Annotated in this window: 15 protein-coding genes; 10 read left to right on the plus strand and 5 right to left on the minus strand. The window is 73.9% G+C overall.

Annotated elements, in window-relative coordinates:
• Positions 1-871: 871 nt before the first annotated feature.
• The 3 genes from HNR12_RS03585 to fdhD all read left to right on the plus strand — a co-directional run bounded on the left by HNR12_RS03585 (position 872) and on the right by fdhD (position 4,886).
• The gene (locus HNR12_RS03585; protein WP_179770378.1) at positions 872-2,905 is read left to right on the plus strand and encodes an NAD(P)H-dependent oxidoreductase subunit E; all 2,034 of its coding nucleotides are present in this window, start codon (positions 872-874) and stop codon (positions 2,903-2,905) included.
• Positions 2,902-3,843 carry a 2Fe-2S iron-sulfur cluster-binding protein gene (locus tag HNR12_RS03590; RefSeq protein WP_179766102.1) on the plus strand — a complete coding sequence of 314 codons (942 nt, stop codon included), beginning with the start codon at positions 2,902-2,904 and terminating at the stop codon, positions 3,841-3,843. Before HNR12_RS03585 ends, HNR12_RS03590 begins: the two co-directional genes overlap by 4 nt.
• Before the next feature lie 182 nt (positions 3,844-4,025).
• Positions 4,026-4,886 carry a formate dehydrogenase accessory sulfurtransferase FdhD gene (fdhD, locus tag HNR12_RS03595; RefSeq protein WP_179766103.1) on the plus strand — a complete coding sequence of 287 codons (861 nt, stop codon included), beginning with the start codon at positions 4,026-4,028 and terminating at the stop codon, positions 4,884-4,886.
• Between the two features lie 267 nt (positions 4,887-5,153).
• On the opposite strand, the gene HNR12_RS03600 is transcribed toward fdhD, so the two are convergent.
• Together HNR12_RS03600 and HNR12_RS03605 are read right to left on the minus strand one after the other, a co-directional pair.
• Positions 5,154-5,741 (minus strand): HhH-GPD-type base excision DNA repair protein, encoded by a 588-nt coding sequence (locus HNR12_RS03600; RefSeq protein WP_179766104.1) that lies wholly within the window; start codon positions 5,739-5,741, stop codon positions 5,154-5,156.
• A gap of 95 nt (positions 5,742-5,836) precedes the next feature.
• Positions 5,837-6,661 carry a TetR/AcrR family transcriptional regulator gene (locus HNR12_RS03605; protein ID WP_179766105.1) on the minus strand — a complete coding sequence of 275 codons (825 nt, stop codon included), beginning with the start codon at positions 6,659-6,661 and terminating at the stop codon, positions 5,837-5,839.
• Between the two features lie 174 nt (positions 6,662-6,835).
• On the opposite strand from HNR12_RS03605, the gene HNR12_RS03610 reads away from it, so the two are divergent.
• The gene (locus HNR12_RS03610) at positions 6,836-7,027 is read left to right on the plus strand and encodes a hypothetical protein (protein ID WP_179766106.1); all 192 of its coding nucleotides are present in this window, start codon (positions 6,836-6,838) and stop codon (positions 7,025-7,027) included.
• Positions 7,028-7,159: 132 nt separating this feature from the next.
• Here the strand turns inward: HNR12_RS03610 and HNR12_RS03615 are convergent, their stop codons facing one another.
• The 3 genes from HNR12_RS03615 to sucC form a co-directional block, all read right to left on the minus strand.
• On the minus strand, positions 7,160-8,707 hold the full coding sequence (locus HNR12_RS03615) for an aldehyde dehydrogenase family protein (protein ID WP_179766107.1): 1,548 nt from the start codon (positions 8,705-8,707) through the stop codon (positions 7,160-7,162).
• 196 nt (positions 8,708-8,903) lie between these two features.
• Positions 8,904-9,785 (minus strand): succinate--CoA ligase subunit alpha, encoded by an 882-nt coding sequence (gene sucD, locus HNR12_RS03620; protein WP_179766108.1) that lies wholly within the window; start codon positions 9,783-9,785, stop codon positions 8,904-8,906.
• Between the two features lie 27 nt (positions 9,786-9,812).
• A complete protein-coding gene (gene sucC / locus HNR12_RS03625) occupies positions 9,813-10,985 on the minus strand; it encodes an ADP-forming succinate--CoA ligase subunit beta (protein WP_179766109.1) in 1,173 nt (390 codons plus the stop codon).
• A gap of 185 nt (positions 10,986-11,170) precedes the next feature.
• Here sucC and HNR12_RS03630 point away from each other — a divergent pair, with 185 nt between their 5' ends.
• The 6 genes from HNR12_RS03630 (at position 11,171) to HNR12_RS03655 (ending at position 20,115) form a co-directional block, all read left to right on the plus strand.
• Positions 11,171-12,535: an MFS transporter gene (locus HNR12_RS03630; protein ID WP_308118900.1), complete on the plus strand. Its 1,365-nt coding sequence runs from the start codon at positions 11,171-11,173 to the stop codon at positions 12,533-12,535.
• A gap of 75 nt (positions 12,536-12,610) precedes the next feature.
• Positions 12,611-14,299, plus strand: coding sequence for a thiamine pyrophosphate-binding protein (locus HNR12_RS03635; protein ID WP_179766111.1), 1,689 nt, complete (start codon positions 12,611-12,613; stop codon positions 14,297-14,299).
• A 19-nt stretch (positions 14,300-14,318) separates the two neighbouring features.
• Positions 14,319-15,548: a formyl-CoA transferase gene (gene frc / locus HNR12_RS03640; RefSeq protein ID WP_179766112.1), complete on the plus strand. Its 1,230-nt coding sequence runs from the start codon at positions 14,319-14,321 to the stop codon at positions 15,546-15,548.
• A 4-nt stretch (positions 15,549-15,552) separates the two neighbouring features.
• On the plus strand, positions 15,553-17,700 hold the full coding sequence (locus tag HNR12_RS03645) for an acetate--CoA ligase family protein (RefSeq protein ID WP_179766113.1): 2,148 nt from the start codon (positions 15,553-15,555) through the stop codon (positions 17,698-17,700).
• 241 nt (positions 17,701-17,941) lie between these two features.
• Entirely contained in the window at positions 17,942-19,552 is a 1,611-nt protein-coding gene (locus HNR12_RS03650) for an Nramp family divalent metal transporter (RefSeq protein WP_179766114.1), read from the plus strand.
• Complete coding sequence (locus tag HNR12_RS03655) at positions 19,552-20,115, plus strand: hypothetical protein (RefSeq protein ID WP_179766115.1); 564 nt, start codon at positions 19,552-19,554, stop codon at positions 20,113-20,115. Before HNR12_RS03650 ends, HNR12_RS03655 begins: the two co-directional genes overlap by 1 nt.
• Positions 20,116-20,131 lie beyond the last annotated feature (16 nt).

The raw sequence follows: 20,131 nt of genomic DNA on the forward strand, positions 1-20,131 counted from the left end.
CCGCCGCGACCGGCGGCCGGGACCCCCGCGGTCCCGGCCGCGCCTTCGGGTGCGCTGTTCGCCACCCGGCACCCGAGGGCGCGGTCGCGGGTGCGGGCGGCGACGGCCGCGACGCCAGGCGTCCCGGTCCCCCGCCGCCCGCACCGGGGAGCGGCGGGCCGCCCGAACGGCGCCCGGGCGGCCCGCCGCGCACACCCCCGGCCGGGGGCCCGGAAGGCGTCCGCAACGCCCCCGGGGCAGGCCGGACGCCCGCACCCCGGGCCGCCCGGTCCCCCACCGGGCCGGGGGCGCAGGCATCCGCCCGGGCGGCGGGCAAGACGGCGGCCGCGCCGCGGCGGCGCCCCCAAACGGCCGGGGCCGCTTGCGGGCGCCGCCGCCGGGGAATGTCCTTGCCGTACCACCGCCGTCCGAGAGAGACGGAGCGGTGCCGCCGCGCCGACCGGCGCGGCCCGGCACCCGCGCCCCGCCCCCTGGCCGGCGCGCCCGCATGACCGCCCTGGGAAGCCCGTGAGTGCCGCACCCCGCCAGCGCAGCTGTCTCCGCGCCCGCGCGCGGGCGTCGGTGTGCGCGCCCGCTGCCGCCGCGGGCCGGCCGCGGCCCGGCGGGCCGCACCAAAGGCGCGGCGCGGGGTCCCGGTTCGGACCGCGCGGGGCGGGCGGGGCGGATGAGGCCGAAATCACGGGCGGCGCGCGGCGGGTCCCCGAGGATCGCGCTGAGGGGAAACCGCGTCGTCACAGCGGGTGCCCGGCCCCGGCGGCGGCGCCCCAACCGCCCCCGCGCGAGGGGTTGCCCGCCAAGGGAATGAAGCATACTGTAGCCCGTATACAACGTCTGTGACCTGGCTTACACATGATTCGAGGTGACCGGGGACGTGGACCTGCACTTCCTGGATGCTGTTCCGGACGACACCGAACGGGAGGCCGTCGACTCCGTCCTCGGGCCCCCCGAGTCGGGGTGGGACGGCGGCCTGCGCCAGGCGTCCGACCTGCGCTTCGCCGAGGGCGGGCACGCCGCCCGGGGGCGGCGCGACCTCCTCCTTCCCGCGCTGCACGCCGTCAACGACCGCGTCGGCTGGATCAGCCCGGCCGCCCTCGACTACATCTGCCGCCGCCTGACCGTCCCGCCCGCCGAGGCCTACGGCGTCGCCTCCTTCTACGCCATGTTCGCGCTGAAGGAGCGGCCCCGCCGGGTGGTCCACGTGTGCACCGACATCGCCTGCGCCGCGCGCGGGTCCGACTCCCTGTGCGCGGCCATGACCGAGCGGGTCGGCCCGCCCGGCACGGGCGACGGCGACCTCGTCTGGCACGAGAGCCCGTGCCTGGGCATGTGCGAGCGCGCCCCGGCCGCCCTGTCCCTGGAGGCCGGCGACCCGCCCCGCTACGCCGTTGCCGCCCCCGCTCGCCCCGGCGACCTGGTCACCGGCGCGGGGAGCCCGCCGGGCACCGGGGCGCCGCACCCCGCCGCCGAGTCCGCGCCCGCCGCGCCGGCCGAGGCGGCCCCCGCCTCACCCAACGGGTCGGGGCCCCACCCCGGCACCGGATCGCCCAACGGCCACCGCCCGCGGCGCACCACCACCTTCTCCCCCGACACCCTGCCCGGCCCCGCGCCCGAGCCGCCGCCCGCGGCGGCGGTGCCGCAGGCCGGCGACCCCGGCCTGGTCCTGCTGCGCCGCATCGGCGTGGTCGACCCCGAGAGCCTCGACGACTACCGCGCCAACGGCGGCTACGCCGCCCTGCGCGCGGCGCTGGCCATGGGCCCCTCGGCGGTCATCCGCGAGGTCACCGACTCCGGCCTGGTCGGGCGCGGCGGTGCCGCGTTCCCCACCGGCCGCAAGTGGGAGGGCACGGCGCGCCGCCCCGAGACCCCCCGCTACGTCGTGTGCAACGCCGACGAGAGCGAACCGGGCACCTTCAAGGACCGCGTCCTCATGGAGGGCGACCCCTTCGCGGTGATCGAGGCGCTGACCATCGCCGGCTACGCCAACGGCGCGGCACAGGGCTACCTCTACATCCGCGGCGAGTACCCGCGCGCGCTGTCGCGGCTGGAGAACGCCATCGCCAAGGCGCGCGGGCGCAACCTGCTGGGCCGCGACATCCTGGGCTCGGGGTTCGACTTCGACATCGAGATCCGGCGGGGTGCGGGCGCCTACATCTGCGGCGAGGAGACCGCGATCTTCAACTCGATCGAGGGCCTGCGCGGCGAGCCGCGCAGCAAGCCGCCCTTCCCGGTCGAGCGCGGCCTGTTCGGCAGGCCCACCGCGATCAACAACGTCGAGACGCTGGCCAACGTCCTGCCGATCATGCTGATGGGCGGCCCGGCCTACGCCGCCATCGGCACCGGGCGCTCCACCGGGCCCAAGCTGTTCTGCGTCTCGGGCGCGGTGCCGCGCCCCGGGGTCTTCGAGGTCCCCTTCGGCGCCACGCTGCGCGAGCTGCTGGAGCTGGCCGGGCTGGGCGCGGACGCCCCGGCCCCCCGCGCGGTGCTGCTGGGCGGCGCGGCCGGGGGGTTCGTGCGCGGCGACGAACTCGACATCCCGCTGACCTTCGAGGGCGCGCGCGAGGCCGGGGCCACGCTGGGCTCGGGCGTGGTGCTGGTGCTCGACGACTCGGTGGACCTCGGCGCGATCCTGGTGCGCATCGCCGCGTTCTTCCGCGACGAGTCGTGCGGGCAGTGCGTGCCCTGCCGCGTGGGCACCGTCCGCCAGGAGGAGGCGCTGCTGCGGCTGTCGCGGGGCACCGGCACCCGCCGCACCGACCTCGCCCTGCTGCGCGAGGTCGGCCAGGCGATGCGCGACGCCTCGATCTGCGGCCTGGGCCAGACCGCGTGGAACGCGGTGGAATCGGCGATCGACCGGCTGGGCGTGTTCGGCCCGGACGACCACCCAACCCTGAAGGAGGCCCGGTGAGCACACCGGTAACGCTGTCCCCGCCGCGGCGGCTGGTCGACGTCACCGTCGACGGCCGCGAGGTGCGGGTCCCCGAGGGCGCCACGATCCTGGAGGCGTGCGAGGCGCTGGGCACCGAGGTCCCCACGCTGTGCTACGGCGACACCCTGACCCCCCGCAACGCCTGCCGGGTGTGCGTGGTCGAGGTCGAGGGCGCCCGCACGCTGGTGCCGGCCTGCTCGCGCAAGGTCGAGGAGTCCATGGCCGTCAAGACCGACTCCGAGCGGGTGCGCCACAGCCGCAAGATGGTGCTGGAGCTGCTGGGGTCGTCGGTGGACCTGTCCACCACCCCCAACGTGCCCGAGTGGATGGACCGCTACGAGGCCCGGCCCGAGCGGTTCGGCCCGCGCGCCGAGCCCGCGCCGCTGGGCGAGCGCGACGCCCGCCACGCGGGCGAGCACGAGCCCGGCGACGGCGCGGTGGCGGCCACCGTGGAGCAGCCCGCCAAGGTCGACAACGACCTCTACGTGCGCGACTACGGCAAGTGCATCATGTGCTACAAGTGCGTGGACGCCTGCGGCGAGCAGTGGCAGAACACGTTCGCGATCGGGATCGCCGGGCGCGGCTTCGACGCCCGCGTCTCCACCGAGCACGACCTCGCCCTGCCCGACTCCGCCTGCGTCTACTGCGGCAACTGCATCGAGGTGTGCCCCACGGGCGCGCTGTCCTTCCGCACCGAGTACGAGATGCGCGCCGAGGGCACCTGGGACGAGGACCGGCAGACCCGGACCACCACGGTGTGCACCTACTGCGGGGTGGGCTGCAACGTCACCCTGCACGTCCAGGACAACGAGATCGTCAAGGTCACCTCGCCGCACGACAACCCGGTGACGCACGGCAACCTGTGCATCAAGGGCAGGTTCGGCTTCCAGCACGTGCAGCACCGGCGGCAGGACTGACCGCAGGAGCAGGGGCGGGGTCCGGGCGCCGCGCCCGGGCCGCCGCCGCCACACTCGACCACCGCGGCCGAGGCGGCAAAGGGCCCGCCGGGCGGACGACTGAACCGCCCCCGGCGGGGGAATCCCTCCGAGGGTCCGCGCGAGGCGGACCCGCGAGCACGGCCACGGAGAAGGGGCAGCCCATGGGACGCGTAACGGTCCGCGAGAGGATCTGGCGGATCCGGGACGGCGCGGGGAGCGAGCGCGTCGACACCCTGGTCGCCGAGGAGCCGATGGAGATCCGGCTCAACGGCCGCCCGCTCACCGTCACGATGCGCACGCCGGGCCACGACTTCGACCTGGCCGCCGGGTTCCTGGTGAGCGAGGGCGTGGTGTCCTCGGCCGGCCAGATCGCGGCCATCCGCTACTGCGCGGGCGCCACCGACGACGGCTCCAACACCTACAACGTCGTGGACGTCTCGCTGGCTGCGGGCGTAGCGGTGCCCGAGGGGTCGCTGGAGCGCAACTTCTACACCACCTCCTCCTGCGGGCTGTGCGGCAAGGCCAGCCTGGAGGCGGTCACGACCGTGGCGCACTGGACGGTCGCCGAGGACACCGCGCGCTTCGGGGTGCCGCTGCTGTCGCGCATGCCCGACCGCCTGCGCGAGGCGCAGCGGGTGTTCGACCGCACCGGCGGACTGCACGCGGCCGGGCTGTTCACGCCCGAGGGCGACCTGCTGGCCGTGCGCGAGGACGTCGGGCGGCACAACGCCGTGGACAAGCTCGTGGGCTGGGCGGCCCGCCAGGGGCGGCTGCCGCTGCGCGGCACCGCGCTGATGGTCTCGGGGCGCGCCTCGTTCGAACTCGCGCAGAAGGCGCTGATGGCCGGTATCCCGGTCCTGGCGGCGGTGTCGGCCCCGTCGTCGCTGGCCGTGGACCTGGCGGCGGACTCGGGCCTGACCCTGGTCGGGTTCCTCCGCGGCGCCTCCATGAACGTCTACACCGGCCGGCAACGGGTCACTCTGGAGACGGCGCCGACGGCGCCGATGGCGGCCCCAGGGTGATACCGCCGACCGGCCCGTAGGCGCGAGACCGGTCGGCGTGCACCAGCCCCCTGCGCCGACCGGTCCCGACATCCTCCGCGCGGCCCCCACGGGCCTCCGCGACGGGCCGGCACTCCCGCGGCGCCGCGCGGCGCCCGGGCCGGGGATCCGGGTGTCCCCCCCCGGCCGCACGCCGCGCCCCCGCCCGGCCGGCGGGCCGGGCGGGGGCGCGCGGCGGCGCCCTGCGCGGGCATCAGCGCGCACCGGCGCCCGCCCCGCGCACCCGACTCAGGACTTTCCGGCCTTCTTGGCGGCTTTCTGGCTCTTCTTGAACGCGCGCACCTCGGCGAGGGTCTGCTCGTCGACCACGTCGGCGATGGAGCGGCGCGCGCCCTCCTCGCCGTAGGGGCCGGCGGCCTCGCGCCAGCCCCGGGCCGCCAGGCCGAACTGCTTGCCCAGCAGGGCCAGGAAGATGCGCGCCTTCTGGTCGCCGTAGCCGGGCAGGGCCTTGAGGCGGCGCAGGACCTCGGGGCCGTCGGGGTCTCCGCGGGTCCACAGCGCGCGGGCGTCGCCGTCGTAGTTCTCCACCAGGTAGGCGCAGACCGCCTGGATGCGGCCGGCCATGGAGCCGGGGAACCGGTGCACGGCGGGCGGCCGGGCGCACAGGGCGGTGAACTCCTCGGGGTCGGCCGAGGCGATCGCGGCGGGGTCGAGGCGGTCGGTGCCCATGCGGTCGGCGATCTTCTTGGGACCGGCGAAGGCGACCTCCATCGCCACTTGTTGATCAAGCAGCATGCCCAGGAGCAGCGCCAGGGGGTCCGCCGCCAGCAGCGCGTCGGCCTCGGGTTCTTGGACCAGGTGCAACGAGGACGTCATGGGGGCCATTGTCCCAGGCACGGCCGGTGCGGGCGCGCAGCCGCCGCGCGGCGCGCCGCGCCGGGGCGGGCTCCGCGGCGGGGCTGCCGGGCCCGTCAGGAGGGGCGCGGGACGGCGGCGGCGATGCCGTCCAGCAGGATGCCCAGGCCGGTGTCGAAGGTGCGCCGGGCCTCGGCCTCCAGGAAGGAGGCGTCCGGCGGGGCGGCGGCGCCCGCCTCCCCCGCGTCGGGCTCGGCGCCCTCCTCGGCGGTGGACACCCGCAGCAGGGCGGGGAAGCGCTCGGCGAAGTCGGGCGCGGCCTCGCCGATCGCCGCCATGCGGGCCAGCCACCACTCCCGCTCGTCGGTGCCGGTGGCGGCCGTGGCGGCGCGGGCGTCGGCGATGGCCTGCGCGGCGCCCCGCACGAAGTGCAGCAGGGTGCCCACGACGCGGCGCAGCACGGGGGCGGGCAGTCCGGAGGTCTCCAGCAGCCGCACGAGGGCCTCCATCGCGGCGTGCTCGTTGGGGCCCAGCACCGGGCGCGCCGGGGAGACCTGCAGGCTCCAGGGGTGGCGGACGTGGAAGTCGCGGGTGTCGGCCGCCCACGCGCGCAGCGCCGTCCGCCAGCCCCGGCCGGTGTCGTAGCCGGCGGGGAGCTCGGCCAGGGCGCGGTCGTACATCAGGTCCAGGAGTTCGGCCTTGCCGGGCACGTAGGTGTAGAGCGCCATGGCGGAGCGGCCGAGGCGTTCGCCGACCGCCCGCATGGACAGCGCGGCCAGGCCCTCGGAGTCGGCCAGGGCGATGGCGGTGTCCACGATCAGGTCGAGGCTCAGGCCGGGCCGGGGCCCGGGCGAGCCGCGCCGGCGCCCCGGGGGGTCCGCGGTGCGCCACAGCAGCTCGACCGACCGCCGGGGGTCGCCCTGGCCCGCGAACACGCTCACGGCCGCGCCTCCTCGGTGTGTGTCGCATTACGCCCTAAAGTGTCCGCGCGCCGCGCGGACCCCCGTAAAACTACCAGTCCGGCGGCGGGTGCGGATCGGCGCACGCGGCCGCCCTTCCCCGCAGTTCAGACCGCCTGGACGCCGCTCGGTCACAATTCATTACGCCATAAGGTATTGTCAGCGGCGCTTCACTTTACGGTCTACGGAGATGAAGGGACGGCACGCAAGGGCGCGCGCCAGGCGTTCACCTCGGGACTGGACACCCTGGCCCTGGTCGGGGCGGCGGTGCTGGTCGTGGCGGCCGCGGCCGCGTTCGCCGCGCTGCGCGGGGTGACCCCCGCGACCGATCCCGACGGCCCGCGCTGAGGGCGCCTGGACGACCGGGCCGCGGCAGGACTCCCCGACGGGGCCGCGGCGCGGGGCGATCCGCCGGAGGACGGACCGGTGGACGCCGCGCCCGCCCGCCGCCCAGCGCGGCGGGCGGGCGCGCCTTGCCGGCTAGCCGTGCTCCTCGGGGCGCAGCGTGTAGTCGGGGAAGTTGCCGGGGAGGCGCTCGCCCGCCGGCCCCCGCGTGACGGCCTGCACCAGCAGCCGCCCGCCGACGAAGGCGCCCCGCCAGGAGTCGCCCCAGCCGCCGAACAGCTCGGCGCGGTCCCCGCGGGAACGCGGCTTGTTCACGCCGACCTTGAACGCCCGCACGCCGGCGGAGATCCGCGCCGCCACGTCGGGGTCGTCGGTGGAGATGGACGACACCAGCGCGCCGTTGCTGGCGTTCATGGCGGCCAGCAGTTCGGCCTCGGTGTCCACCAGCACGATGGAGTCGACCGGCCCGAACGGCTCGGCGTGGAACAGCGGCGAGGAGCGCGGCGGCTCCAGCAGCGCCACCGGCGCCACGTAGGCGTCGGTGTTCTGGCCCGGCAGCAGCCGGGCGTCGGACACCGCGCCCCGGTACAGCGGCACGGCGCCGCCGGCCACCGCGTCGGCCACCTGGGCGGCGAGGTCCTTGGCCTTGGCGGCGTTGATGAGCGGGCCGAAGTCCAGCTCGGGCAGTTCCTCGGCGGCGTCGGACACCGCCAGGGGGTGGCCGAACCGCACCGCCGAGACCGCCGGCAGGTAGGCGCCGAGGAACCGGTCGAAGAGCGAGCGCTGCACGATGAAGCGGGGGTAGGCGGTGCAGCGCTGCTTGGCGTAGTCGAAGGTCTTGCGGACCTGGCCGGTGAAGGTCTCCCAGTCGGAGTACTCCCACACCCCCCAGCAGTTCAGGCCCTCCTGCTCCAGGATGTGCCGCTTGCCGAGGTCGGCCAGCGCGGTGGCGACCTGGCCGCCGGTGTCGCGGCCGCCGACGAAGGAGACGCAGCCGATCTCGGGCGCGCGCACCAGCACCGGCGACAGCTCCCGGCCGCCCCCGCTGAGCAGGGTGAACGGCAGCCCCTCGCGGGCGGCCAGCGCCACGGCCAGGGTCAGGCAGACCAGACCGCCGTCGGTGGGGGTCTTGGCGATCGCGGCGTTGCCCGCCAGCGCCTGCACGCACATGGCGTGGGCGAGCACGCTCATCGGGTAATTCCAGCTGGCGATGTTGCTGACCGGGCCGTCCAGCGGCGCGCGGCCGTCGAGCATCTCCTCGATCTCGTCGAGGTACCACTCCACGCCGGAGATGGCGCGGTCGACGTCCTGGCGGGCCAGCCGCCAGGGCTTGCCGATCTCCCACACCAGGGCCAGCGCCAGCAGGTCGCGGTGCTCGCCCCACGCGTCGAGCGCGGCGCGCACCCGGGCGCGGCGCTCGGCGAGCGGCTGGACGCGCCAGGCGTTGTGCTGGTCGACGGCGGCGCGCACCGCCGCCTCGGCGGTGGCGGCGTCGATCATCGGGGGGCCGGCGATCTCGGTGCCGTCGACCGGCGACACCGCCAGGCGCGGCTCGCCGTCGGCCCGCCAGCTCCCGCCCCAGTGGTTGTTGACGCGGTCGGCGCCGAACGCCTCGGGCGCGGTCTCGCGGCAGCGTCGGTAGAGGGTGGTCCATTCGGTCCCGGGTTTGAGCATGAGCGTCATTCAGGGTCCCCTGGTGTGTGTGACCTGCTCGTGGTTTCGGGAGGGCCGGCGGCCCCGGCGGGGCCGCCGGCCTTCGCCCAAAGGTCCCGCGGATGACGCGTGCGGACCAGGCCCGCGGGCGGGTTCTTCCGCCACACTTCTCGTCCTGTCGCTTTCGGCGTCTTTTCCCGCTGTCGTCCCGTTGCCGGGCCGGCGGCTACTGCCACAGGCCCCGGACGATCTCCGCCGCCTCGGTGGGGGTCTTGCCGACCTTGACGCCGGCGGCCTCCAACGCCTCCTTCTTCGCCGCGGCCGTACCCGCCGACCCCGACACGATCGCGCCCGCGTGCCCCATCGTCTTGCCCTCGGGAGCCGTGAACCCCGCCACGTAACCGACGACCGGCTTGGACACGTTGGCCCTGATGAACTCCGCGGCCCGCTCCTCGGCGTCCCCGCCGATCTCACCGATCATCACGATCGCGTCCGTACCCGGGTCGGCCTCGAACGCCGCCAGCGCGTCGATGTGGGTCGTCCCGATGATCGGGTCCCCACCGATCCCCACCGCCGTGGAGAAACCGATGTCCCGCAGCTCATACATCATCTGGTAGGTCAGCGTCCCCGACTTCGACACCAGCCCGATCCGCCCCGGCCGCGTGATGTCGGCCGGAATGATGCCCGCGTTGGACTCCCCCGGCGTGATCAGACCCGGGCAGTTGGGCCCGATGATCCGCGTCCGGTTGCCCTTGGCGCAGGCGTGCGCCCAAAACGCCGCCGTGTCGTGCACCGGAATGCCCTCGGTGATCACCACCGCCATCCCGATACCCGCGTCGATCGCCTCCACCACCGCGGCCTTGGCAAAGCGCGGCGGCACGAACACCACCGACACATCGGCCCCCGTGGCCGCCATGCCCTCGGCCACCGACGCGAACACCGGCACCTGGGTGCCGTCGAAGTCCACCGACTGGCCGGCCTTGCGCGGGTTGACCCCGCCCACGATCCGCGTGCCCGCCGCCAGCATCCGGCGGGTGTGCTTGGTGCCCTCAGAGCCCGTCATGCCCTGCACCAGCACCTTGCTGTCCTTGGTCAGGAAGATAGCCATGATGCTTCTACTCGCCTCGCGCCCTCGTTACTTCGCGGCCAGTTCAGCGGCCCGGGCGGCAGCGCCGTCCATGGTCGCCACCTGGCGCACCGCCGGATGGGCGGCATCGGTCAGGATCCGGCGGCCCAGCTCGGCGTTGTTGCCGTCCAGGCGCACCACCAGCGGCTTGGTCACATCGTCGCCCCGGCCCTCCAGCAGCCGCAGGGCCTGCACGATGCCGTTGGCCACCGCGTCGCAGGCGGTGATCCCGCCGAACACGTTGACGAACACGCTCTTGACATCGGGGTCGCCCAGGATGATCTCCAGGCCGTTGGCCATGACCTCGGCCGAGGCGCCCCCGCCGATGTCCAGGAAGTTGGCCGGCTTGACCCCGCCGAACTCCTCACCGGCATAGGCCACCACGTCCAGCGTCGACATCACCAGGCCCGCACCGTTGCCGATGATCCCGACCTGACCGTCCAGCTTGACGTAGTTGAGCCCCTTCTCCTTGGCCCGGGCCTCCCGGGAGTCGGCCAGGCCGTCGTCGTGGAAGGGGAAGCGCTCGGGATGGCGGTCCAGGGCGTTGTCGTCGAGGGTGACCTTGCCGTCCAGGGCGACGAGGCGGTTGCCGGTGGTGCGCACCAGCGGGTTGACCTCGACCAGCGTGGCGTCCTCCTCCACGGCCACGCGCCACAGCCGCTGCAGCACCACCGCGGTGGGCGGGTGGAGGTCCTCGGGCAGGCCGGCCGCGCGGCAGATGGCCAGCGCGGCCGCGCGGTCCAGGCCGGCGAGGGGGTCGACGGGCGTGCGCACCACGGCCTCGGGCCGGGTGGCGGCGACCTCCTCGATCTCCATGCCGCCCTGGGCGGAGCAGATGGAGAGGAAGGAGCGGTTGGCGCGGTCCAGCAGGAACGAGAAGTAGTACTCCTCGGCGATGTCGGTGGCCTCCTCCACCAGGACCCGGTGGACGGTGTGGCCCTTGATGTCCATGCCGAGGATCTGCTCGGCCTTGGCGCGGGCGTCCTCGGGCCCCTCGGCCACCTTCACCCCGCCGGCCTTGCCGCGCCCGCCGGTCTTCACCTGCGCCTTGACGACCACGCGGCCGCCCAGCCGCGCGGCGCTGGCGGCGGCCTGCTCGGGGGTCGATGCGAGTTGGCGTTCGGCGAGCGGCACCTCGTGCTCACCGAACAGCTGTTTGGCTTCGTACTCGTAGAGGTCCACCGGGCCTCCTCGGCGTCGCGTGCGGTTGACGGACCCTCCTGACTGTCATACGCGAGATCGTATGCAGTATGCAATACCACCAGCGACCCTCACCGGGGGCGCGAACCGGCCGCCGCGACCCCCTTCACACGCCCGACCGCAGAACGCATACTGTATACGTTCGCCACGATGTGAGGTGCACCACAGTGAACCCTCCGCCTTCCGCCCCTGCGGGCCATCTCGCCTCGCCCTACGCCCCCGCCGCGCCCGGCGAACTGGCCGACTGGACCGGCCGCCGCTACGCGGTGGGCCGCTCGGCCCGCGAACTCGCCGGCGCCGACCGGTCCGTCCTGGCCGCGCGCGCCGTAGTGGCCGTGGCGGCGGTGGGCGTGCTCCAGTTCGGCTACGGGGCGGCCGTGCCGCTGCTGGTGGCCGCCCACGGCTGGAGCCCGGCCGCCGCGCTGCTGCCCTTCGCGCTGTGGACCCTGGTGCAGGGCGCCACCGCGCTGCCGCTGGCCCGGCTGCGCGAGCGCGGCGTCCTGGACCCGGGCCGGGCGGTGGTCGCCGGCGCCCCGCTGTGCGCGGCCGCCCTGGCGGTCTGCGGGCTCAGCGGCCACCTGGGCGTCGTCGCGCTGGGCTACGGCCTGCTCGGCGGTTTGGGCGCCGGCCTGGTCTACCACTCCGCCGTGCACGTGGTCGCCGCCTGGTACCCCGAGCGCCCCGCCACCCACGCGGTGCCCGCCGGTGCGGGGTTCGCGCTGGGAGCGGTGCCGCTGGTGGCCGGGATCGCACTGGCCGAGCCCGCCCACCTGGCCGCCGCACCGTGGGTGGGGGCGGCGCTGGCGCTGGTGGTCGCCGGGGCCGGGTGGCGGCTGAGCGCGCCGCCGCCGCGCTGGTGGCCGCCCGGAAGCGACCCCCGCGCCTGGGCGCTGCGCCGCCGCCGCGAACCCCTGGCCTGCGTCGACCTCTCCCCCGCCCAGGCCTGGCGCAGCGGGGCGCTGCCGGGCCTGCACGCCGTGGTCGCCCTGGCCGGCGCCATGGCCCTGGCCGACCTGGCGGTGCTGCCGCTGCTGCTGGCGCGCGCCGACCTTCCGCCCGGGGGCGCCGCCGCGGTGCTGGCCGCGCTGGTGGCCGCCAGCGGGCTGGGCCGGGCGGCCGCGGGCCGCTGGGCCGAGCGCGTGGGCCGGCGCCGCATCCTGGTGGCCGCGCTGGCCGCCGGAGGCGCCGCGCAGTTCGCGCTGCCGGCCGCGGCCGCGCTGGGCTCGGTGCCGGCGCTGGTCGCGCTGGCCGTTCCGGCGGGGGTGGGCGGGGGGTGCTGCTACCCGCTGACGCGCACGCTGGCGCTGGACTACTTCGGCAGCCGCGACAGCGCCGAGATCTCCGGGCTGGTCTACAGCGCCAAGGCGGTGGGCGGGCTGCTGGGCGTGGGCGGCGCCGCCGCGCTGCTGGTCTGGCTGCCCGGCGCCGGAGCGGCGGCGGCGCTGCTCGCCGCGGGTGCGGCGGGGCTGGCGGCGGCGGTGACGGCCGGGCGGCTGCGGCGCCCCGTACCCATTCGCACGATTCCTCTCTAGACACCGGAGAGGGGCTCGTGTAGCAATGGAAGCCATACGGTATGCAGTATCCAATGAATGGAGATGGGTGCTCAGATGACTGACGACAAGGGTGGCGACACCACGATCTCGGGCGGTCACCTCGTCGCCAAGGCCCTCAAGGCCGAGGGGGTCGACGTGATCTTCACGCTGTGCGGCGGCCACATCATCGACATCTACGACGGCTGCGCCGACGAGGGCATCGACGTCATCGACGTCCGCCACGAGCAGGTCGCCGCCCACGCCGCCGACGGCTACGCGCGGGTCACCGGCAAGCCCGGCTGCGCGGTGGTCACCGCCGGCCCCGGCACCACCGACGCGGTCACCGGGATCGCCAACGCCTTCCGCGCCGAGAGCCCGATGCTGGTGATCGGCGGGCAGGGCGCGCTCAGCCAGCACAAGATGGGCTCGCTGCAGGACCTGCCGCACGTCGACATGATCAACCCCATCTCCAAGTTCGCCGCCACCGTGCCCCACACCGAGCGCGTCGCCGACATGGTCTCCATGGCCTTCCGCGAGGCGCTCAACGGCGCCCCCGGCCCCTCCTTCCTGGAGATCCCGCGCGACGTCCTGGACGCCTCGGTCCCGCTGTCCTCGGCCCGCATCCCCCGGCCCGGCGGCTACCGCGCCTCCACCCGCCAGGCCGGCGACCCCGACGCCGTCGAGCGCCTGGCCGAGCTGCTGGTGCGCTCCGAGCGCCCCAGCATCCTGCTCGGCAACCAGGTGTGGACCACCCGGGCCACCGACTCCGCCGTGGAGCTGGTGCGCGCGCTCAACGTCCCGGCCTACATGAACGGCGCCGGCCGGGGCACCCTGCCGCCCGGCGACCCCCACCACTTCCAGCTCTCGCGCCGGCACGCCTTCAACAACTCCGACCTGATCGTCATCGTCGGCACGCCCTTCGACTTCCGCATGGGCTACGGCAAGCGGCTCTCCCCCGACGCCAAGGTCGTGCAGATCGACCTCAGCTACGCCACGGTGGGCCGCAACCGCGACATCGACCTGGGGATCGTCGGCGACGCCGACGTGGTGCTGAGCTCGGTGCTGCAGGCGACCTCGGCCTACGGCGACAACGGCGCGCAGGGCCGCAAGGCGTGGCTTGAGGAGCTGCGCCAGGTCGAGCGCCAGGCGCTGGACAAGCGCGCGCCGCTGCTGGCCTCCGACTCCACCCCCATCCACCCCTACCGACTGGTCAGCGAGATCAACGACTTCCTCACCGAGGACTCCATCTACATCGGCGACGGCGGCGACGTCGTCACGTTCTCCGGCCAGGTGGTCCAGCCCAAGTCCCCCGGCCACTGGCTGGACCCCGGCCCCCTGGGCACCCTGGGCGTGGGCGTGCCGTTCGTGATGGCGGCCAAGTACGCCCGGCCCGACAAGGAGGTGGTCGCGCTCTTCGGCGACGGCGCCTTCAGCCTCACCGGCTGGGACTTCGAGACGCTGGTGCGCTTCAACCTGCCCTTCGTGGGGGTCGTCGGCAACAACTCCTCCATGAACCAGATCCGCTACGGCCAGATCGCCAAGTACGGCGCCGACCGCGGCGAGATCGGCAACACCCTCGGCGACGTCCGCTACTCGGAGTTCGCCCGGATGCTGGGCGGCTACGGCGAGGAGGTCCACGACCCCGCCGAGATCGGCCCCGCGCTGCGCCGCGCCCGCGAGTCCGGCAAGCCCTCGCTGATCAACGTCTGGATCGACCCCGAGGTCTACGCCCCGGGGACCATGAACCAGACCATGTACAAGTAGGCCACCCGGGGAGGACCCAATGACCAAGGCACTCGACGGTGTCCGCGTCCTGGACATGACCCACGTGCAATCGGGGCCCTCGGCCACCCAGATCCTGGCCTGGCTGGGCGCCGACGTCATCAAGCTGGAGGCCCCCAGCGGCGACATCACGCGGCGCCAACTGCGCGACCTGCCCGACGTGGACAGCCTCTACTTCACGATGCTCAACGGCAACAAGCGCAGCATCACCCTCAACACCAAGACCGACGAGGGCAAGCGCATCTTCCTCGACCTGGTCAAGCGCAGCGACGTGCTGGTGGAGAACTTCGCGCCGGGCGCGCTGGACCGCATGGGGTTCACCTGGGAGGTCCTCAAGGAGGCCAACCCGCGGCTCATCTACGCCTCGATCAAGGGGTTCGGCCCCGGCGCCTACGCCCACTTCAAGGCCTACGAGGTGATCGCCCAGGCCATGGGCGGCTCCATGAGCACCACCGGGTTCGAGAGCGGGCCCCCGCTGGCCACGGGCGCCCAGATCGGCGACTCGGGCACGGGAATGCATACAGTAGCCGGTATCCTTGCCGCCCTGTACCAGCGCACCAGCACCGGCCGCGGCCAGCGCGTCGAGGTCGCCATGCAGGACGCCGTGCTCAACCTGTGCCGGGTCAAGCTGCGCGACCAGCAGCGCCTGGCCCACGGCCCGCTCGCCGAGTACCCCAACGAGAGCTTCGGCGACGAGGTCCCCCGCTCGGGCAACGCCTCGGGCGGCGGCCAGCCCGGCTGGGCCGTGCGCACCGCGCCCGGTGGGCCCAACGACTACGTCTACGTCATCGTCCAGCCCGCCGGCTGGGAGCCGATCGCCCGCATCATCGGCCGGCCCGAACTGGCCGACGACCCCGAGTGGGCCACCCCCGAGGCCCGCCTGGACAAGCTCGACAAGATGTTCGCCCTCATCGAGGAGTGGTCGGCCACCCTGCCCAAATGGGACGTGCTGGCCGCGCTCAACGAGCACAACATCCCCTGCGGCCCGATCCTGTCGACCCGGGAGATCATCGAGGACCCCACGCTCAACGGCAACGGGATCGTCACCACCGTGGAGCACCCCCAGCGCGGCGCGTACAAGACCGTGGGCCTGCCGATCCGCATGTCGGACTCCCCCGCCGACATCGACCGCTCACCGCTGCTGGGCGAGCACAACACCGAGGTCTACCAGGGCGAACTGGGACTCTCCGCCGACGAACTGGCGGCACTCAAAGCGAACGGAGTGATCTGAACACATGGCCACGGAACCCTCCTCCGGCTACGACCGCGACGCCGTACGGGCGGTGCTGGACCGGGCGCGCGCCGAGAACCGCGGCGCGCTGACCGCGCCCGAGGGCAAGGTCCTCGCCGAGGCCTACGGAATCCCGGTCCCCGGCGAGGCGCTGGCCACCAGCGCCGACGAAGCGGTCTCGCTGGCCGTGGAGCTGGGGCTGCCGGTCGTCGCCAAGATCGTCTCCCCCGACATCCTGCACAAGACCGAGGCCGGCGGCGTTGAGGTGGGGCTGTCCTCCCCCCAGGAGGTCAAGGCCGCCTACGAGCGCATCGTCGGCAACGCCCGCGCCTACAACCCCGACGCCGCCATCCAGGGCGTGCAGATCCAGCAGATGGTCGGCGGCGGCACCGAGGTCATCATCGGCGCCACCACCGACCCCACCTTCGGCAAGGTCGTGGTGTTCGGCCTGGGCGGCGTACTGGTCGAGGTCCTCAAGGACGTCGCCTTCCGCCTGGCCCCGGTCACCCGCGAGGACGCCCTGGCCCAGGTGGGCGACACCAGGGCCGCCGAGGTGCTGGACGGGGTCCGCGGCGGCGCGGCGGTGGACCGCGAGCGGCTGGCCGACGTCCTCACCCGGCTCTCCGACCTGGTCACCGACTTCCCCGAGATCGCCGAGGCCGACCTCAACCCGGTGTTCGCCTCGGCCACCGGCGCCGTGGCGGCCGACCTGCGGTTCGTGCTGGACTTCACGCCGCCCAAGGCGCCGGCCCGGTTCACCCGCGAGGAGATCCTGGGCGCGATGGAGCGCATCTTCAAGCCGCGCGCCATCGCGATCATCGGCGCCTCCAACGAGGCCGGCAAGATCGGCAACTCCGTCATCCGCAACATCGTCGACGGCGGCTACGCCGGCCACGTCTACCCCATCAACCCCAAGGCCGACGAGGTCTACGGGCGCACGGCCTACAAGAGCATCGCCGACGCCCCCGACGGCATCGACGTCGCCGTGTTCGCCATCCCCGCCAAGTTCGTCGCCGGGGCGCTGGAGGAGGCCGGCCGCAAGGGCGTGGCCGGGGCGGTCCTCATCCCCTCGGGCTTCGCCGAGACCGGCGAGCAGGAACTGCAGGACGAGGTGCTGGCCGTGGCCCGCCGCCACGGCGTGCGGCTGCTGGGCCCCAACATCTACGGCTACTACTACACGCCCCAGAGCCTGTCGGCGACCTTCTGCACCCCCTACGACGTGCGCGGCGGCACCGCCCTGACCTCGCAGTCCGGCGGGATCGGCATGGCCATCCTGGGCTACAGCCGCAGCACCAGCACGGGTGTGTCGGCGATCGTGGGCGTGGGCAACAAGGCCGACATCGACGAGGACGACCTGCTCACCTTCTTCGGCCAGGACGACAACACCAACGCCATCGCCATGCACCTGGAGGACCTCAAGGACGGCCGCGCCTTCGTCGAGGCCGCCCGCGAGGTCGTGCCCCGCAAGCCCGTGGTGGTGCTCAAGGCCGGGCGCACCTCGGCCGGGGCGCGCGCCGCCGGCTCCCACACCGGCGCGCTGGCCGGCGACGACAAGGTCTACGACGACATCCTGCGCCAGGCCGGCGTGGTCCGCGCGCCGGGGCTCAACGAACTGCTGGAGTTCGGCCGGGCGCTGCCGATCATGCCGGCGCCCACCGGCGAGAACGTCGTCATCATCACCGGCGCGGGCGGGTCGGGCGTGCTGCTGTCGGACGCCGTGGTCGACAACGGCATGACGCTCATGGAGATCCCGCCCGACCTGGACGAGGCCTTCCGCGCGTTCATCCCGCCCTTCGGGGCCGCCGGCAACCCGGTGGACATCACCGGCGGCGAGCCGCCCGCCACCTACGAGAAGACCATCCGCCTGGGCCTGGAGGACCCCCGGGTGCACGCCCTCATCCTGGGCTACTGGCACACGATCGTCACCCCGCCCATGGTCTTCGCCGAACTGGTCGCCGACGTGGTGACCCAGGCGCGGGCCGCCGGGATCGACAAGCCGATCGTGGCCTCGCTCTCGGGCGACACCGAGGTCGAGGCCGCCAGCGCCCACCTGTTCCGCCACGGTGTGGTGGCCTACCCCTACACCACCGAGAAGCCGGTGCAGGTGCTGGGCGCGAAGTATCGCTGGGCCCGCGCGGCGGGACTACTCTGATCCCGCGCGTGTAACCCCCGCCACACAGCACGCACCAGCCGCAGCACACACGCCCGGTGGCCGCCGAGCCGCCACCCGAGACCGCCGGGCCGCCCGCGGCGGCGGCGTACGCCAGCGCCGCCGCCGCGGATCACCGCACGATCCGCCACGCACGAGCCGCGAGGGAGGCAACGCAAGGACAGGGGGCGCATGAGGGGGCAACCAGCCCGCATCCGCGATCCAGCGAGGGAGAGTCTCACGCATGGACTCCTCAGACATCAACTCCGACCGGCCGCTGGGCCGTGATGACCTCACCGGCACCGAAACCCCACCGGCGCGGGTGCCCGCCCAGCGCGGACCCGTCCCGGCCGAGTCCGGGGCCGCCGCCGGCGGTGGCCCCGGCGGCGCCGGCGAGACCCCCGCCCCTGAACAGGAGCGCTTCTGGAAGGCGGGTCGGCTGGAGCCGATGCCGATCCGCCCCCTTCCCAAGGCACCGCCCTCCATCCACCTGCTCGGCCCCACCGTGTTCCTCGTGGCGCTGGGCGTGGGCATGGGCGAGTCCTACATGTGGCCGCGGCTGGTCCTGATCTTCGGACCCGAGATCCGCTGGCTGTTCCTCATCGGCGTCACCCTGCAGGCGGTGGTGATGCTGGAGATGTCGCGGTACGCCATGGCCACCGGCGAGAGCATCTTCTTCGGTGCCGCGCGCGTGTTCAAACCGCTGATGTGGTTCTTCTTCGTCACCGCGATCCTGGTCTACATCTGGCCCGGCCACCTCTCGGCCGGCGCGTCGGCGTTCGAGCGGGTGACCGGAATACCCTGGCAGGCCACGGCGGTCACCGGCATGCTGCTGGTGGGCGTCGTGTTCACCCTGGCCAAGGTGGTCTACAACCTGCTGGAGAACGTCCTCTCCATCTGCATCGGCCTGCTGGTGGTGGGCACCTCGGTCGTGGCTGCGATGGTCGGCAGCCTCTCGGACCTCTCCACCACCCTCACCGGCATGTTCGCCTTCGGCTACCTGCCCGACGAGGCCCTGTCGCCGGCGTGGTTCCCCGTCATCGTCGGTTCGATCGCCTTCGCCGGCCCCTCGGGCATGCAGCAGATGTGGTACACCCTGCACCTGCGCGACAAGGGCGCGGGCATGGGCAGCCACATCCCCCGCATCCGCGGGCTGCGCCACGCCGAGGAGCAGGAGACCATGCCCTCGCGCGGGTTCATGTTCGACACCTCCGACCCCGCGGAGATGAGCAAGTGGAAGGGCTGGCGGCGCTGGGTCACCTTCGACGCCTTCGTGCTCTTCTGGGGCATCACCATGCTGGTCACCGTGTCGTTCACCGTGCTGGCGCAGGCGTCGGCCCGGTTCGACCCCCAGGTCGCCACGGTCATCCGCGACGGCGAGCGCGACGCCGCCCTCGACGCCATGGCCGCGTCCTTCACCGCCGCCGGCAGCCCCGTCTTCGGCACGATCTTCTTCCTGTTCATCTCCCTGATCGGCCTCAACGCCACGCTCGGGCTGTTCGACTCCTTCTCGCGCGGCCAGGCCGACATGACCTACTTCTTCGTCCCCGGCGCGCGCCGGTTCAGCATGTCCAAGCTCTACGGGTTCTTCCTGTGGGGCCTGATCGCGTTCGGGATCGTCATCCTGCTGTTCGGCCCCGCCGACGGCCCGGCCGCGATCCTGGACACACTGGCGTTCCTGTCCACCTTCGCGATGGGCGCCTACTGCGTGACACTCCTGCTGGTCAACAACCTCACCCTCCCCAAGCCGATCCGGCCCGGGATCCTCCCCAACGTCCTCATCGCCTGCGCCGCGGTGTTCTACCTCGGCATGCTGTTCTACTCGCTGTTCGCCTACGGTGTGGTGGTGAGCTGATGAGCGCGCACGCCCCCTCGGCCGGACGTGTCCCGGCTCCCGCCCAGTACGCTGAGATCGCCGTTCCGGGTGCGGCGATCGGCCTGGTCGCCGGTGTGTTCGCGGCCGGGGTGGCGGCGCTGGCCGGGCTGCCCGGCGTGCAGATCGCGACCATCGCCACCGGACTGGGCATCCCGCTCGCCCTGCTCGGAGCCGGATACTGCGTCCTGCTCGCGACCGGGCGGTTCGGGGTCGGCGCGGTCGGCCCGGTGGCGCTGTACTGGCTGGTGGGGTTCCCGCTGGCCAGGCTGATCGACGAGGTCGCGGTGGCCGGGGTGCTGGGGCACGACGACGTGCTCCGGGATCCGCTGCTGTCGTTCCTGGCGTTCCAGGCGCTGCTCAGCATAGGCTTCGCGATCGGGTTCCTGTGGCTGCACGAGCGCCTGGCTCCGCACTGGTACCACCGGATCCAGCGCCACAACACCGCCGCCGCCGATCTGATGCGGCGCTACATCGGCCAGGCCGCCGCCATGGAGGAGCGCCGCGCCGCGGCCGGGCGGGGTCGCCGACGCGGCGGTTCCTGACATGTAGTAAACCGGT

The sequence above is a fragment of the Streptomonospora nanhaiensis genome (assembly GCF_013410565.1).
Taxonomy (GTDB): Bacteria; Actinomycetota; Actinomycetes; order Streptosporangiales; family Streptosporangiaceae; genus Streptomonospora; species Streptomonospora nanhaiensis.